Raw genomic sequence first — 17,052 nt, forward strand, 5'->3', positions numbered from 1 at the left:
ACAATTATTCGTTTCTTTTTCTTCTTTTCCATACAATAAGGGAGGCACCTATTAGCACAAGTGCAAATCCTGCTAGTAAAAGGTTGTACATCGCTGTTGCAGTGTTCGGAAGATGATGACCAGGTGTATCCGGTTCTGAATGAGAAGGCTGTTCTGGATTCCCTGGCACCTCTGGCACATGCGGCGGTTCTACCGTTGTGGAGTTTTCAGGTTTGTCTGGTTCGTCCACATTCTCACCCTTCACAACTGCGATATTTTGAATGGTTTTACCTTCATATCCTTTAGCGACCTTCGCTTCAAAAGTAATCGTATGCCAGTCCGTATCTTTGATATCGCCAAATTGGCCAGTTACTGTGCCTTTTGTGTAGTCTCCGTTGTCGTCATCTTTTGCATCTGTGACAGCTTGTCCATCTACTTTTAATGACCCTTCGACATACTCAAGACCTTCTGGCAGTTGATCTGCGATGACTAGATCTTTGATGACACTATCTTCTACACTATTTTTTGTTTTGATGGTGTAAAGAAGGGTGTCGCCTACTTGAACTTGTTTTTCATCTGTATTACCTTTTGCTTTTTGAGAGATCTCAGATGTTTTTTCTGATTCAAGCTTTGGATCTCTTGGATTAATTTTTGTTTCGGTTGTCGGCTCATCTGGCGGTGTGTTTTCGCCTGTTACTTTCGCTGTGTTTTGAATGCTTTTACCTGATTGGCCTTTAGCGACTTTCGCTTCAAACGTCACTGTATGCCAGTCCGTGTCTTTGATATCGCCAAATTGACCGGTTACTGTGCCTTTTGTGTAGTCTCCGTTGTCGTCATCTTTTGCATCTGTGACGGCTTGGTCATCTACTTTTAATGACCCTTCGACGTATTCAAGACCTTCTGGCAGTTGATCTGCGATGACTAAATTATTAACGATGCTGTCTTCTTCAAGATTCTTTGTTTTGATCGTATAAAGAAGGGTATCTCCTACCTGAGGTGTCTTTTCATCTGTGTTACCTTCAGCTTTTTTCTGAATGCTTGCATCCTTTTCTGATGCTAGTTTTGGTTCACGAGGGTAAATTTCTGTTTTCGTTGTTGGATCATCTGGCGGCGTGTTTTCACCTGTTACTTCGGCTGTGTTTTGAATGTCTTGACCAGCCTGTCCCTTTTCAACTGTCACTTCAAACGTCACAGTGTGCCAGTCCGTGTCCTTCACATCGCCAAAATACCCCGTGACCTTTCCATCTGTGTACTCACCGCTATCGTCATCTTTCACATCTGTGACGGATTCTCCATCAATCTCAAGAGAACCAGCGACATACTCCAACCCTTTTGGTAATTGATCTGAGATCACTAGATTTTCAACAAGACTGTCTTCTATCGTGTTCTTTGTTTTAATCGTATAAAGAAGGGTGTCCCCTACTTCTGGATGTTTCTCATCTTTGTTACCTTCTGCTTTTTTCTGCAAAACCGCTGATTTTTCTGATTCAAGCTTTGGATCACGCGGATAGATTTCTGTTTTTGTTGTTGGATCGTCTGGTGGTGTATTTTCACCTGTGACACTCGCTGTATTTTGAATGTCTTTACCAGACTGTCCTTTTTCAACCGTCACTTCAAACGTCACGGTATGCCAATTTGTATCCTGAATGTCACCGAATTGTCCTGATACGGTTCTGTTTGTGACATCCCCATTGTCTTGATCTTGCTCATCTGTCACCGCTTGTCCGTCTACTTCAAGTGAATTTGGCACATATGCTAATCCTTCTGGCAGTTCATCTGAGATCACTAAGTTTTTAACGAGACTGTCTTCTATCGTATTCTTTGTTTTAATCGTATAAAGAAGGGTATCACCGACCTCTGGATGCTTCTCATCTGTATTACCATCTGCTTTTTTCTGCAGGACGGCTGATTTTTCAGAAGTCAGCTTCGGGTCACGAGGATAGATTTCTACATTCGTTGTCGGCTCGTCTGGCGGTGTGTTGCCGGTTGTGACACTCGCTGTATTTTGAATGTCTTTGCCTGCCTGACCTTTTTCAACTGCGACTTCAAACGTCACGGTATGCCATTTCGCATCTTTCACTTCACCGAACGTTCCAGTGACAGTTCCATCTGTCATATCACCGTTGTCGCCATCTTTTGCATCTGTGACTGGATTCCCATCTATCTGTAGAGAATTTGGTACATATGATAACCCTTGAGGTAACTTGTCAGAAATCACAAGATCTTCAATGAAGCTGTCTTCAACAGTGTTACGGGCTTGAATGGTATACAGTAATGTGTCGCCTACTTCTGGGTGCTTCTCATCTGTATTACCATCTGCTTTTTTCTGTAAGACCGCTGATTTTTCTGATTCAAGCTTTGGATCACGAGGATAAATTTCTATGTTTGTTGTTGGTTTGTCTGGCGGTGTGTTTTCCCCTTTGACATTGGCTGTATTTTGAATATCTTTGCCAGCTTGACCTTTTGCTACTTTCGCTTCAAATGTCACGGTGTGCCAATCGGTGTCTTTCACATCACCTATTTGACCTGTAACAGTACCGTTTGTAAAATCACCTTTGTCTTGGTCTTTCGCATCTGTTACGCCTGCGCCATCCACCTTAAGTGAGCCTGGAACATAGGCTAAGCTGCTCGGAAGGTTATCTGATATGGTCAGATTTTTAAGAATACCGTATTGCACCGTATTTTTTGCTCTAATTGTATAAAGCAAAGTGTCGCCTACTTCTGGATTCTTTTCATCTGTGTTGCCTTCTGCTTTTTTCTGTAAGGCAACAGATTTTTCTGATTCAAGGTTAGGAGGATATGGATCAAATTCGGGCTTCACCCTTGAAGCTAAGTCGTAAGATAATGAATCACCTGCAGTGCCCATATATGTTGTACTTAATGTTTTCGCATCAAGTGTGAAAAGAGTAGAATGACCGATAGAGTCATCTTTTCCTGATTGTAATAGCATTTGTCCATTTGGCAAAAAGCTAATTCCTCGTACTCCTCCCTCAATAGGTTTACCATCTGCATTTGTGATTGGAATCACTCGAATGACTTCAGCTGTTTCAGGATTCATTTGCGCAATGGACCCACTGGTATTAGATGCGAACCAAAGATAGCCATCCTTATCGACTACAAGGTCTCCGCCAATGTCTCCGCCAATGCCAGGGCCAACGTCATAACCGGCAATTTTCTTGGCCGTTTTTTGACCAGTTGCTAAGTCGTACGTTGCAAGGTAGGGTTCTCCACCAACCGCATACGAATGAATATATTTACCGTTATAAACAACGGCATTTGGCGCTCTTCCGCCTAAAACACCTACACGCTCTGCTTGTCCAGTGGTCGCATTTATTTTATAAAGAACTGGCTCTCCACTTGCTGTCGTAGTTGCATACACTGTGTTTTCTTGATCATTCACAGCAACACCGTTCACTACAGACGAATTAATTCCCTTCACCTGTACACTAGCCTTTACGTTTGTTGGGTTTTGCCCATCAAGCTGATAAAGAACTAACTTACCATTTCCAATCATGTAGGAATCTGTGTTATTGACAACCACCGTCCCAGCGGCTTTCGTAACAGGTGGTGAGACTGTTAATAAATTTCCAGCAATCAACACCAATATAAGAAATAATTGACTCGTTCTTTTTAATATATTCATTTTTTGACATCCCCTTTTCCCTGCTTTAATCATAATGGTATGTACCAGTTCACCTCCCACACTTTGGTAAAGAATATCAGTAAGATTTCAAAAGCCTCAACAGGACTAAATGACTATTTTCGACAAAAATAGACATTTTGAACTAAATACCTCCCGATGATTGATTTGCTTATGTTTTTCCAATAAAATAACCTTTTTCCATCCCGAAATTCCTCATCTATCTATTTTCCAAACAGGTCTTATAATGTGAATTACATACAATCCTTTCTATTTAAAGATAAATATTCTTTAATTGGGTGATGCTTATTTTTTTGTCAGTATATATTGAATTTTTTTCATTTTATCTTAAAAAAAGGGAATGATTGGTTCACTTTGTTAAAAAAAACAAGTCGAAAGTCTTGCTCTTGTTTTGACCTTTTACGATGCGAAAAAATTCTTTTTATAAGTAAGCGATTACAATTGAGCAAAGCCATTTAAAGGGGCATGGGAGTATGTTACGATTGAATTCGAGTGTTTAAGAAAGAAGGGAAAGCTTTTGAAGCGGGAACATCTTTTACGTTGGTTTTTTTATTTTGTTGGATTGATCGTACTAGCTTTTGGACTATCGCTGACAGTGAAAGGAAAGATTCTAGGCATTGGTCCTTGGGACGCTTTCCACTACGGACTGTTTCAGCACTTTGGACTCACGATTGGACAATGGTCCATCATTATTGGTGCACTCATTGTGACACTGACTTCTGTCTTTACAAAATCATTTCCAAAGATCGGCGCATTACTAAACATGGTGCTGATTGGTATGTTTATAGATTTCTTTAATGCGGTTTTACCTGCACCACATGGATATTTACCCGCTTTATATGTGTTTATTACGGGCGTTGTGGTTTCAGGTTATGGTGTTGGCATTTATGTCTCAGCGAACCTTGGCGCCGGGCCAAGGGATTCATTAATGCTGCTCATCTCAGCGAAAACAGGATTGAACGTGCAGTGGGTGCGAAATGGCATTGAGTTAACAGTGCTTTTATTTGCATGGATGCTCGGCGGGCCGATTGGCGTTGGCACGATTCTGACGGCTATTTTCACAGGCCTCGTCCTTCGGTTCTCCTTGCCGCAATCGACACGGCTCCTGCAGCTGCTTATTACAAAAACAGCAGAGAAACCTGTTCAGACGCTTATCCGATAAGAACAAGCCATTCTACATAAGGAATGGCTTTTCTTGTGTTAAAATAAATAAACAGAATATTCTTATATTCATAAGAGGAAATCAACCCACCCCTTCCACTTCCTGTCATTTTGAGCTTTCGCTGAAAAGGAGGTCTGTTTCCCTTTTGTACGGCGCTCTCCAATGGTACAATCAATGTAAAAAATTAGAGGTTCATTATGAAGATTTTCGCTATCCAATTACAGCATTTAGATGACATCCATGCACGAAAACAAATCGATCAATTGAAACCCTTTGTTTCAGCTGAAAAACGTGCCGCGGCTGAGCGCTTTCGCTTTTTGGTCGATGCAAGAAGGACCTTGTTAGGTGAGGTGCTGGTTCGTCAGATGATCCATGATATGTACGATCTGCCTTTTGATGAGATCGTTTTTGAAACAGAGGGCAATGGTAAGCCTGTCGTCCGTCACATTCCTTCTTTTCATTTTAATCTTTCTCACTCTGGTGATTGGGTCGTATGCGCAATAGATGATGCACCTGTAGGTATTGATATTGAGGAGATCAAACCGATTGATCTAGCGATTGCTAAACGATTTTTTTCAGCAGATGAGTATGAGGATTTACTTTCACAACCGGCAGAACGGCAGGAAGCCTACTTCTTTCATTTATGGTCAATGAAGGAGGCCTTTATCAAGCTGACTGGAAAGGGATTATCTTATGGTCTTTCGTCCTTTACAGCCCGCCTGTCAGAGGATGGACAGGCGACGCTTGCATTACCTGATCATGAAGCGCCCTGCTTTGTTCAAATATACTCACTCGATCCTACCTACCAAATGGCGGTGTGTACACGAAAGCCTTCTGCGGCTGAACGTGTTGAGATACTCTCTTGTAGTGATGTACTGTCTCGTCTTTAATATCGCCCAATTTGCTGAAATGCTGTCTTTATCAAATCGACTCCACGTGTGATTTGCTCTTCTTTCACATGCCAAATGTTCAACTGAAGAATGGGGTCTTTTTGATAAGTCGACAGATAATGGCGGTCGATTGACTGAATGGAAACAGATGCCTTTTTCAGCTGCTGAATGAGCTGGTTCATCGGAATTGACCGATCGAAACGTACATGTGTATGAGTAGCTGGCTCCTCTTCTCCCAGTTGATAAGCGATTTGATCGCTTTTCAGGCATGTCACTAGTTGTTTGGATCGGTTGCGATAGGTCGCCCGCATCCTGTCTCGATGCCGTTCAAACATCCCGCTTTTTAAATATATTTCTAAGGCTGCCTGTGACAGCATGGAGCTGTCGATGTCAATGAGCCGTTTGTGTTCGCTAAAAGGTCTAATCAGTTCCTCAGGTAAGACGACCGCTCCTGTTCGAAGTCCTGGAAAGATGATTTTGGAGAAGCTTTTTAAATAAATGACCTTCCCCGCCTGATCGTACGAATAGATCGGGTCTCTTTTTGCGTCGAATTCTAAATCGGCTATGTAATCATCTTCAACGATATAGACGTCATATGTCTCGGCAAGAGCTGCAATCGCTCTTTTCTCCTGCTTTGACAAGCTCGTTCCAAGCGGGTTTTGAAACCTTGGCATCGTATAGAAAAAACGAATCTCCTCTTCTCGAAAGATACGCTCCAATTCTTGAAGATCAATCCCCTTTTCCGTCCGCTGAACCCCCCGTACAGGCAGTTGATTTTTTTCTAAATATTGAAGGTATAGATGATAGCCTGGCTGTTCGACTAATATGGTCTGTTTGCCATTCGGAAAAGGGATGGTGCTTAAAATGGATAACGCCAGCTGAATACCAGAAGTCATAACGATCTGTTCTGGATTTGCAAACACTTGATAATCCATTAATCGCTTAGAAATGACTGGCAGCAGCGAGGGTAATCCGTTGGATGTGCCGTATATAAACAAGTCATTTTGATACAAATCGATGGCTTGGTTGATGCAGTGCTGGAAATCAACATATGGAAACACGACGGGATCAGGTGCAGATGAAGCAAAATCAATCCATGTGCTATCCTGTTTCCCCGCTGACTGCTTTGTTTTCACGACATAATAGCCACTTCTTTCTACAGAATACAGCAGATGTTCACGTTCTAATGTGTCTAGTGCTTTGATGACAGTGCTTTTACTCACTGCATATTGAGCCGCCAAATGGCGAATGGAGGGGATCTTCATGCCTGCATGGTATTCACCAGACGTCATCTTCTCTTTTAAGCTGAGAACAAGCTGATCATATTTCCTCACACCACTTCCTCCTTGTACCGGTACAGATATCATGTTCTCTTATTGTACACTTTAGATGATCCGATTACGATAGAAGAACAGAACCGGTCAATTCAACTGAAGCATGCATGCTTGTATAAGGAGTCAAATTGTGGACATTTCAAAACAGAAAGCGTATGCTGCCGCGATAGGCTACGCCACGATCATTGGTTTTTCATTTTTGTTTGTCAAAGTTGCATTAGAATCAGCAAATCCGATTGATTTATTGGCACACCGCTTTACAGTTTCTTTTGCAGCCGCACTATTGCTTTATCCATTTTTACGAAAGAAGATCCGCCTCTCCATTCAATGGCGTGATCTTCTCTACATCGTACCGTTTTCCTTGCTTTATCCTGTGTTGTTTTTTGCTTTTCAAGTATGGGGGCTGATGTATACCTCTTCGTCAGAGGCTGGTATTATTCAGGCAACGATCCCCATTCTGACGATGGTGCTTGCCGCGTGGTTTTTAAAGGAACGCGCGACATGGATCCAAGTGCTGTTTACCATTCTTTCAGTGTGCGGGGTGATGCTTCTCTTTGTCATGAAGGGAATTGATGTGAAGCATTCACACATGATCGGCTATGGACTGATATTACTTTCAGCCTTATCCTCCAGTGCATACAGTGTATTTGCCCGAGTGATTACACGGCGCTTCCATGTGATTGAACTCACTTTCGTGATGACATTCTTTGGATTTGTCTTCTTCAATGCCGCTGCGCTCATCCAGCATTCAGTAAACGGGACAATGCCGCAATTTTTCAGCCCATTTACACAACCATCCTTTGTATGGTCAATGCTCTTTTTAGGCATTCTTTCATCACTTCTCACGGCATATTTATCAAACTATGCCCTTTCTCAGCTTGAAGCGGCAAAGGTCAGCATCTTTAACAATTTATCTGCGTTTATTACAGTTGCCGCTGGGGTTCTCATTTTACATGAAACAATCGATTGGTATCATCTCATCGGAGGTGTGCTGGTCATTGGCGGAGTGATTGGCGGGAATGTGGTGAAAAAGCGGAATTCATAAGAAAAAGCGGTCCCTTTAAGGAGGACCGCTTTCTTTTAAAGTTTCATTAATTGTTGTTTGCTTGCAACGTCAATCACATGTCTCATCTGTTCTGCGAAGGGCTCGAGGTGTGTGTTGATATACATGTGCCCTCCTTCGAAATTGGTGCGTTCGATGGTTTTTGCCCATGGCAGCCAGCCATTTGCATCTTTCATGCATTTTTCATCTTTTGTTCCATTGAATAAATAAACGGGTGTTTCGATGATGGATTGATCTTTGTGCTGGAAGGTTTCCAGCGCCTGATAGTCTGCACGTAAGGACGGCGTAAAGTAATCCATCATTGGTTTGTTCTCTAATAATTCCTTTGGAATCCCGCCCATTTCGGCAATATGCTGAACAAATGCTTCATTCGATAAATGGGTCAGGATCTGTCGTTTTGTTTGCGGCGGCTGAATAGCCGAGATCACGACTGCTGCAGGATCGATTCCTTCCTTTTCTAGCAGCTGAGCCAGTCTATACACAACAAGTCCTCCCATGGAATGTCCGAACAGGATAAATGGGCGGTTCAAGTTACCCATGAGCCCTTCTTTGTATAGCTCAGCCAATCGGTCAATGCTCGTTTCGAGCGGCATGAGATTGGTTCCATGACCTGGGGGCTCTGCTGCTGTTACTTCGGCAGTGCCTTTTAGCTGTTCAAAAAGCGGGCGGTACGAGGCGGAATAACCGCCTGCAAAAGGAAAACAAATAAGTTGAATAAGGTCTGATTTTTTTTCAAAGGTTTTAAATAAATGGTTCATATGTTCTTACCCCTTTATCATCGTTTGAAGAATCCGTGCCAGTTCATCTGCCTGCGGCCTTTTCATCATGGTGACATGGTCTCCTTTGATGTGATAATACGAGCATGATCCTTTCGTATAAGCCTCCCAGTCTGAGAACTTCTTCTGAAAATCAATGGCGTGATCACTGCTTTGTACAATATAAAACGGCACATCGAATGGTTCTTTTTCTAATTCAATGGCTTGTGACATGATTGTATTATGCGTTTGCATTTGCAAATATTTATCTAAATACTGATCATTCATAAATTGATGAACCACTTCATCCTTTTCTGCCTCTTTGAGTATTTTTTGCTTCACTTCTTGGAAGCTCAGCCCTTGTAATGCTTCTGGCTGGATGCCGACAAGATTCCCCATTCCAAGGACAAGCGCAAGCATTTTCACTTCTTCTTCGTTCATATCCGCATGGAGCGCCTGATCTGCCTCATCTCTTAACACAGGGACGGTATCTAAAATGATGAGTCCTTTCGGCGCTTTTCCTGCATGGCAGAGCCGCTGATTCATTCCGTAGGCAAGGTGCCCGCCCATTGAATGCCCTGCTAGATAGTCAACACCAGGTCGATAGAAGGTCTCAATGGCTTCAACAAATATGGACACAAGCTCTGTGTAATGGAGGAATTGCGGTTCTTCATCCTCATATAAGCCAGGAGACTGCAAGGCGTACACAGCGCCTTGATGTGTCATCAGCTTAGCCACATCGATATAGCCCATCACCGTTCCACCGGCAGGCGGTGCAAAGAAAATCCTCGGTACGGCTGGATCGCCTTTTTTCAGCTCAATCACGTAGTCCTTTGGAGACCTTTCTACGTGCTCTCCGGCCTCTGGCATTGCGTCCACATGTGCGGCTAGCTGAGCCGGCGCTGGATGCATGAAAATCCATTTTGGATCCACACGAATCCCCTGTTCTTTTAATTTGGCAACAGCTTGGATACTCATAATTGAATCGCCGCCTAAATCAAAAAATGAGTCATGTATGCCTACTTGTTTGACACCAAGCACGTCCTTGAAAGCTGTGACAATCAGCTGCTGTGTTTCGGTGACTGGTTTGTCATCCCCTTGAGAAAGAGAGATCGTTTCTGCTGGGTCTGGCAGTGCTTTTTGATCAACCTTTCCGTTTGTTGTGACTGGCATTTCGTCCATTACAATAAAGTAACTTGGAATCATGTAGCCTGGCAGGCTTTCCTGTAAAAATGCTTTCCAGCCTGAAACAGGATTCTCTCCGTCTGTGACAAGGTAGGCCGCCAGCCGTTTTGAGCTGCCATACGTTTTGGCGATGACTGTACATTCTTTTACTTGTGGATGCTTGAGGAGAGCTGTCTCTATTTCTCCACATTCAATCCGGTAGCCTCTAATTTTCACGAGGTTGTCTTTTCGGCCGAGATATTCAATGGTGCCATCTGAACGCCATGTACCTAGATCACCTGAACGATACAGCCTGTCTCCCCCTAGTTCAGGGAATGGATTGTCTATAAACCGTTCATGCGTCCGCTCTGGATCATGAAGGTAGCCTTTTGCCAGCCCTGTGCCGCCGATGTAAATTTCTCCTTTGACGCCTGCTGGCACTGGGTTGAGCGCATCATCTAGTATGACAACAGTTGAATTCGATACTGGGACACCAATCGGAACTGACCTTGCTTCCTCTGGCATGTGCATGACTTGATGTGTTGTGGCTAAGGTCGTGTTTTCTGTTGGGCCGTAAGCATTGATGAGTACACCCTCCATATGTGGCAGTGCCTTTCGTGCATGCTCACTGGACATCGCTTCTCCGCCAACGAGTAATGTGCGGTAGCCTGCTACACTTTTTGGATCGTGCTCCACCAGCCGATTGAATAAAGCGGTTGGCAGACAGTTGGCTGTCACTTGATGCACTTTGATCAGCCGTGATAATTCATCCATATTCAGTGCGGCATATTTCGGAATCAGAATGAGCTGACCGCCATTCAGCAGCATGCCCCACAACTCAAATGTAAAGGCATCAAAAGCATAGTTTGAGAGCTGAAGCATCTTATCATCTGGACCTAGTTTTATATAGTTTGTTTTTCGAACCAGACGGACAACTCCTGCATGGGGGAGCATGACGCCTTTTGGTGTACCTGTTGAGCCTGATGTGTAGTTGACATAGGCTAACTGGTCTTCTCCAATGATTGATTGTTCTCTTTGATACACTGCATCTGTTACTGGTAATGGCTTGTCCATCTCAATCTTTGTACCTGTAAAGTCTACTAGACGCTCTATTAAATGAGACTGAGTGATGATCACATCACTTTGCGTATCGCGAACAATGAGGCGGATTCGCGCATCTGGATATTCTGGTGACATTGGAACATATGCAGCACCAGATTTGACAATGCCTAGCACTGAGACAATCATGTCAAAGGAACGATCAAAAAGCATCGGTACAAGTGAACCTGGTCCAACTCCTTTTGATTGCAAGTAAGCAGCAAGCTGTGTTGCCTTCTCATCCAACTCTTGATACGTCATGTGCTCTTCCAAATAAGACAAGGCAATGCAGTGCGGATCACGCTGCACCTGTTCTTCAAACAGCTCTTGAATGGTGCGCTTTGGATAGGGCGTAGCCGTTTGGTTTTTCCCTATGATCATCGCAGCCTGTTCCGCTTTGTCCATTAAGCAATAATCAGAAAATGTACGTTCAGGCTGAGCTGTCATACCATCTAGCAGATGAAGATAATAATTCATATAACGATGAATGGTCTCTTGATCAAATAAATCTGTATTGTATTCCACATGGATCGACAGCTGATCCCCCTGTTCAAATACATGTAAGGTGAGATCAAATTTAGACACTGTATGATGAACCATCACATGTTCACTTGTCAGCCCTTTGAGATTGACATGGAGCGAATCTGTTACATAGCCCATGGCCACTTGGAAAATAGGCGATCGACTTAAATCTCTATCTAATGAAAGATCATCGACAAGCTTATCAAATGGATAACGCTGATGCTCGAAGGCTTTTAATGTCATCTCCTTCACGTTTTCCATGACATCAGCAAACGTATCTGCTGTGGAGATATCCTGTCTCAGCGCGAGTGTATTCACAAACATTCCAACAAGCTTCTCTGATTGCTTGGCACCTCGCCCTGCGATCGGCGAACCAATGATGATATCTGTCTGTCCGGACAGCTTGTGAAGCAGGACGTAGTACGCTGACAGCATCGTCATGAACAGCGTTGTGCCCTGCTGCTTGGACAAAGCCTGCAAACGGCGGATAAGCGTATCTTCCAAGACGATTTGCTCTGTAGCGCCGTTAAATGTTTGAACTGGCGGGCGAGGACGGTCAAACGGCAGCTCTAACACCGGAAGATCACCTTGTAAATGATCGAGCCAATAGGCTTGGTCTACTTGATGATGCATTACTTGCTCATTTTCCCAATGGACATAATCTGTCCATTCAATTTCCAGCGCTGGGAGCTGCGGCGCTTCATCTGCAAGAAGCCCGTCATATGCCATTTCTAACTCCTGAATGAGCAGACTGAGCGACCATGCATCTGAAATGATATGGTGCTGCGCGCAAAGAAGATAAAATTCTTCATTGCCCATATCCACAATCGTCCACTGCGCAAGAGGCCCTCTTTCTAAATCATAAATGCGGTTCGCTTCTTGCTGAATAAGCTGCTTGAGTCTTCTCGTTCTTGTTTTTTCATTAAATAATGAGAAGTTCGCAACTGTGACAGATGGCGGAAGGTCTTCACGTATCAGTTGAACTGGCTTGCCGCCAAGCGATTGAAAAGTTGCGCGTAGTGCTTCATGACGTTTCGTTAAGAGACCAATCGCTTTTGTTAACGCTTGAATGTGCAATTGTCCTGTCAGCTTCCAAGCACCTAATATATTGTAATGATGGCTCTTTTCCAATGTGGATAAGAACCAAATACGCTTCTGAGCATGTGACAGTTCATAGCTTGTTCGCTTTTCCAGCTTTGGAATATTGGCTTCCTGAACAGCAGGTGCCTCTTTGATGTCATCAACCATTTGCGCCAAATGTGCCAGATGCTTGCTTTCAAATAATATTTTTAAAGGCGCCTTGATTGAAAACTCATGATTGATCCGAGAAATGGTTTGAGTCGCCTTTAATGAATGTCCGCCAAGGTCAAAGAATTGATCCTCTTTGTACACACGATCAACGTCTAAAATGTCCTCCCATATGGCAGCAAGCATTTGCTCTGTTTTCGTTTCTGGCAATTGTTTTTCAAGGGGTTGTCCATTTTTGTGATGATTCAGCTTAACGGCTTCATGATCAATAGAGCCATCTAGTTTTTTCGGTATTTCCTGTACTTGCTGAATATCCCAGTCACCTTTTGTTCCGCCTGCGATATCTTCCACATGCACTTCTTTGCCAGGCTGAACTGTGTAAAAAAGCTTTTTCTCAAAAGTCGGTATTGGCGCTGGCTGAAGATACGCTGCGATTTCTGGATTGGCTCCATCTAGTCCGATAAATAGATGCGCTTCATTCACCCGAGCACCTAGACATAATGAATGGAGACCTTGCTTCTTTCCAATCAATTGAAATCCCTTGCGGACGGTAAGGGCTGCGCCGGTATGCCCCTTAGACAAACCGAGATTATCCCACATACTAAAGTTTAAAGAGATCGCCCGTCTTCCTTCTTGAAAGGTGAGCGTGTGCGCAAGTCCATCTAAAAAGCTGTTGGCCGCAGAGTAAGCCCCGAATGTTGTACCGCCAAAAAAGCCATTTACTGATCCAAAAAAGACGAGTGGTACTGCCGGATCATGCTTGAAGGCTTCCTGCAGGACAAACGCTCCGTCTGCTTTCCCTGACAGTTCCTTTGTAAAATCCTCTTCTGACGTATGCGCCAATGTATACTTATCCGCATGCTGAAAATGCTCTGACACATTGCCAGCACCGGCTAAATGCAGCACACCCCGGATGGTTTGACCAAAATGTTTTTCTGCTTTGTAAATCGCCCGCTCCACGTCAGCTAAATCGGTCACATCCGCTTGTACATAGATAACGTCACCGAGACTTTTTAGCTGTAAGAACGCTTCTTTCTTTTCCAAGCTGTCTTCCAAAGAAGTCCTTCCAATCAATACAAGCTTTAGGCCAAATTGGAGCATCTGCTTAGACAGTTCAAATCCAATACCGCCGAGTCCTCCGGTCAGCAAATAAAGTCCTTCATATTCTAAAAATCCTTCTGTTTGAGGTGCGTTCATCATATTGACTTTTTCCAGCTTTGGTACGAGCCTGTGCCCTTTTCGGTATGCCACCTCTGCTTTTATATGAATCGCCGACAGCTCATCAGCAATGTGCTTTGCATCCTGCTCCACTTGCTCCGCTTCAATATCAATATGGGACACCTCTGCTCCTTCCCATTCTTGCGGGATGGTTTTTAATAAACCAACGAGCGACGTTTTCTCCACATGAAGATCGTCTTCAGGGCTTACAAATTGACCACCCTTTGTCACCACAACAAGCCGGACAGGCTCTTTGTTTTCTTGCCTCCATGCTTGATACAAGTACAAAATCGATTGATTGGACCTCGCATGCATTTCTGTGAACTGCGCAGGCTCAACAATGGCTTCTTTGTCTGCCACATTCCACAAATGGAGTATGCACCCTGTCTTTAATTCATCTGCTTCAAGTGCTGCAACGAGCCTGACATAATCCCCCTTGATTCTCGGATTCATCTGGTACATCCCTTTGGACAGACGCAAAAATTCATGTCCTTTTTTCACAGAAACATAGGGCTGATTTCTTTTTTCAAAATGGGCGTAAAGTGATTGGTAAAGCCCTTTTTCATCCTCGAAAACGAGTACATGATCAGCAGCAGGCTGAGACGGACCAATACGCTCCTTTGCCCAAGTGCGTTTGAAAAACCAATCTGGCAGTGTTTGTTCATTTTCAGAAGCAAGGTCCAGTGCCCTTTCAATGTCACGGAATATCCCTTCTTTTAGCGCCGCGCCTAACTGAGCACGTTGGATCTTTCCACTTTCTGTTTTCGGAAATTGGTCTTTTTTCACTGGAATGATGTGATCGGGCTCTATGCCAATTTTACGAATGATGGCCTCTCTGATCTGCTGAATCATCGTGATTTGTTCCTCTAGCGAATCCTTTTGTGTCACAAAGAAGACGGCAAGCGTGTCGTTGCTTGATTCGGGATTGTAGATGCCGTACGCAGCGGCAAAGGTGACTTCCACCCCGTCCACCTCTTCCACAACTGCTTCAATTTCGTAATTCAAATAGTTGGCTCCGTTGATGACGATGATATCCTTTTCCCGGCCTGTTAGAACAAGACGCCCTTCGTGGATAAATCCTAAATCCCCCGTGTGAAACCAGCCATTTTCCACAAATACCTCTTGATTGGCTTCCTCATTTTGATCATAGCCCATCATAATCGTCGGACTCTTCACCTGCAAGCGCCCGACCTGATCTTCTGACAGCACATGATGATGCTCGTCTACAATCCGAATCCATACAGACGGAATCGGTGCACCGACTTCGGTAAACGTCATTTTGTGCGGATGATCTTGCGCCACGTATTGAATTTCACCTGTTAACGAAGTCTGATCAATCGTCAGCTGTCCATCCTGATCACCATGCCGCATGAATTTCTTTGATTGAACAATGGCTGAGGATGTTTCAGACATGCCGTACGCCGGCACCATCGCATGACGGCTTAATCCGTGCTGACCCATCATATGCATGAAGCGCTGCGTTACTTTTGGCACAACCGCTTCGGCTGCATTCATGATATAAGTCAGTGTGGAGAGATCCCAGCTCCCCTTGCGAATGTCGTCCTCATATTCATTCATCATCGCAAAAGCAAAATTCGGTGCCCATGTCCTTGTGACGCCGTATGTTTCTACCCAATCCAGCCACACCATCGGCCGCTCGATAAATTGATCGATGGATGGACTAATCTGCTGGCAGCCAAAGTAGACGTCATGCACATGAAACATGACAATGCCTCCTACATGATCAAGCGGCATCCAGTTAAGCGACACATCCTCATGCGTAAAGCCATTTGTCTGCTCAAAGGAGATGATTCGAGATAAAATACTTTGATGGTTGTGACGGATACACTTTGGCACACCCGTACTTCCTGAAGAGAGCAGCTGAAGCACAGGCTCATCTGGCTCTGGCTCATAATGCTGTTCATCAGGTTCACACGAGAGCAATGTTTCGATTGTTAAAATAGGTATGTCTTTTGCCTCAAATGACTCACGCAGCCCAGCAATGTCCTCAGCACTTGCTTCATTCGTCATAATAAACGGTTCATTTTGCAGCCGAAACACGCCTTTCAGCTTGTTCACAGCTTGATTCGTTTCATCATAAACAGGCGGTACAGAAACCGGAGTCGGAATGATACCACCGAGAATACAGCCCCAAAACGCAGTGATGAAATCTTGATGATCTTTCAATTGTAGTAACACTTGATCGCCGTTTGTCAGCCCTGCTTTCCTTAAACCAGACAGAACCCGTTCTGCGTTTGTGAGTAACTCAGGGTAGGTTTGGGTCAACGTATGCCCGCCTTCTTTGATATAGGTCACCCCGCGGTCAGGTGACATAAAGGCTGATCGAATCAGCACCTCTGTCAGTGTGACAGGTGTGCCTGGTTTTTTGATGACATCCCCGCCATACACAAGTGCAGGCGGCTTTTCATGAGAAGATGCTTGCTTTGTTTCGCCCTCTTCATCCTTCGAGATCGATTCGTTCCCTTGCGCACGCTGCCGATTAGGAAACAGATCATCTAGGTGATAAGGCGTTTGTTTTTCTGTCTGACTTTCAATGAGAGCAGCCGCTTCCTCTACTCCATCTATAGCTTTCGTACGATCTTCTATCTTTCTCAAACTCTCTTCATCAATGATGTCAATCGAAAGCAGTGCTTCTGTATCGACCGCTCCACTTTCTGTCCTTGGCAAGGAAGGCAATAAGACGAGAGCGGCTGGCACTTCATCAGGGTGAAGCGCGCCTGTCATCAGATCCTCTCTTGCTAGCAAAGGGTCCTTCGCCTGTGCAAATAGCACAAGCGAGAGGCTGCCTTCTTCATTTTTCTTCGGGATGAATGCACATTCCTTTAACGGAAAATGAAGCATCACGACCTGTTCTAATGCTTTGAGATCGATTCGTTTTCCGTTGATTCTGACGATATGATTTGCTGCATGTCCTTTTCTTCTACTCATTAACATCGT

7 protein-coding genes are annotated in these 17,052 nt (G+C 44.1%); 3 read left to right on the plus strand and 4 right to left on the minus strand.

The features are described 5' to 3' along the window. Positions 1–4: 4 nt before the first annotated feature. Positions 5–3,622 (minus strand): isopeptide-forming domain-containing fimbrial protein, encoded by a 3,618-nt coding sequence (locus QRN39_RS00580; RefSeq protein ID WP_284905714.1) that lies wholly within the window; start codon positions 3,620–3,622, stop codon positions 5–7. Between the two features lie 535 nt (positions 3,623–4,157). Here QRN39_RS00580 and QRN39_RS00585 point away from each other — a divergent pair. Together QRN39_RS00585 and QRN39_RS00590 are read left to right on the plus strand one after the other, a co-directional pair. Next, positions 4,158–4,802: a YczE/YyaS/YitT family protein gene (locus QRN39_RS00585; protein WP_044140485.1), complete on the plus strand. Its 645-nt coding sequence runs from the start codon at positions 4,158–4,160 to the stop codon at positions 4,800–4,802. Positions 4,803–4,999: 197 nt separating this feature from the next. Then, complete coding sequence (locus QRN39_RS00590) at positions 5,000–5,692, plus strand: 4'-phosphopantetheinyl transferase family protein (RefSeq protein WP_251191139.1); 693 nt, start codon at positions 5,000–5,002, stop codon at positions 5,690–5,692. On the opposite strand, the gene QRN39_RS00595 is transcribed toward QRN39_RS00590, so the two are convergent. After that, the gene (locus QRN39_RS00595) at positions 5,689–7,026 is read right to left on the minus strand and encodes an aminotransferase-like domain-containing protein (protein WP_251191140.1); all 1,338 of its coding nucleotides are present in this window, start codon (positions 7,024–7,026) and stop codon (positions 5,689–5,691) included. The two genes, QRN39_RS00590 and QRN39_RS00595, sit on opposite strands and share 4 nt — an antisense overlap. A gap of 130 nt (positions 7,027–7,156) precedes the next feature. Here QRN39_RS00595 and QRN39_RS00600 point away from each other — a divergent pair, with 130 nt between their 5' ends. Then, positions 7,157–8,071, plus strand: coding sequence for a DMT family transporter (locus tag QRN39_RS00600; RefSeq protein ID WP_251191141.1), 915 nt, complete (start codon positions 7,157–7,159; stop codon positions 8,069–8,071). A 35-nt stretch (positions 8,072–8,106) separates the two neighbouring features. Here the strand turns inward: QRN39_RS00600 and QRN39_RS00605 are convergent, their stop codons facing one another. Both QRN39_RS00605 and QRN39_RS00610 read right to left on the minus strand, forming a co-directional pair. Then, a complete protein-coding gene (locus QRN39_RS00605; RefSeq protein ID WP_212046361.1) occupies positions 8,107–8,847 on the minus strand; it encodes a thioesterase II family protein in 741 nt (246 codons plus the stop codon). 6 nt (positions 8,848–8,853) lie between these two features. Continuing rightward, positions 8,854–17,049 carry a non-ribosomal peptide synthetase gene (locus QRN39_RS00610; RefSeq protein WP_284905717.1) on the minus strand — a complete coding sequence of 2,732 codons (8,196 nt, stop codon included), beginning with the start codon at positions 17,047–17,049 and terminating at the stop codon, positions 8,854–8,856. Positions 17,050–17,052: the final 3 nt, after the last annotated feature.

The sequence above is a fragment of the Bacillus sp. lyk4-R2A-2 genome (assembly GCF_030209735.1).
GTDB lineage: Bacteria > Bacillota > Bacilli > Bacillales > Bacillaceae > Bacillus > Bacillus pumilus.

Bases quoted from the DNA above. Each gene is read 5' to 3' on its own strand.
- QRN39_RS00580 (WP_284905714.1), bottom strand. From the start codon at position 3,622: ATGAATATATTAAAAAGAACGAGTCAATTATTTCTTATATTGGTGTTG.
- QRN39_RS00605 (WP_212046361.1), bottom strand. From the start codon at position 8,847: ATGAACCATTTATTTAAAACCTTTGAAAAAAAATCAGACCTTATTCAA.
- QRN39_RS00590 (WP_251191139.1), top strand. From the start codon at position 5,000: ATGAAGATTTTCGCTATCCAATTACAGCATTTAGATGACATCCATGCA.
- QRN39_RS00610 (WP_284905717.1), bottom strand. From the start codon at position 17,049: ATGTTAATGAGTAGAAGAAAAGGACATGCAGCAAATCATATCGTCAGA.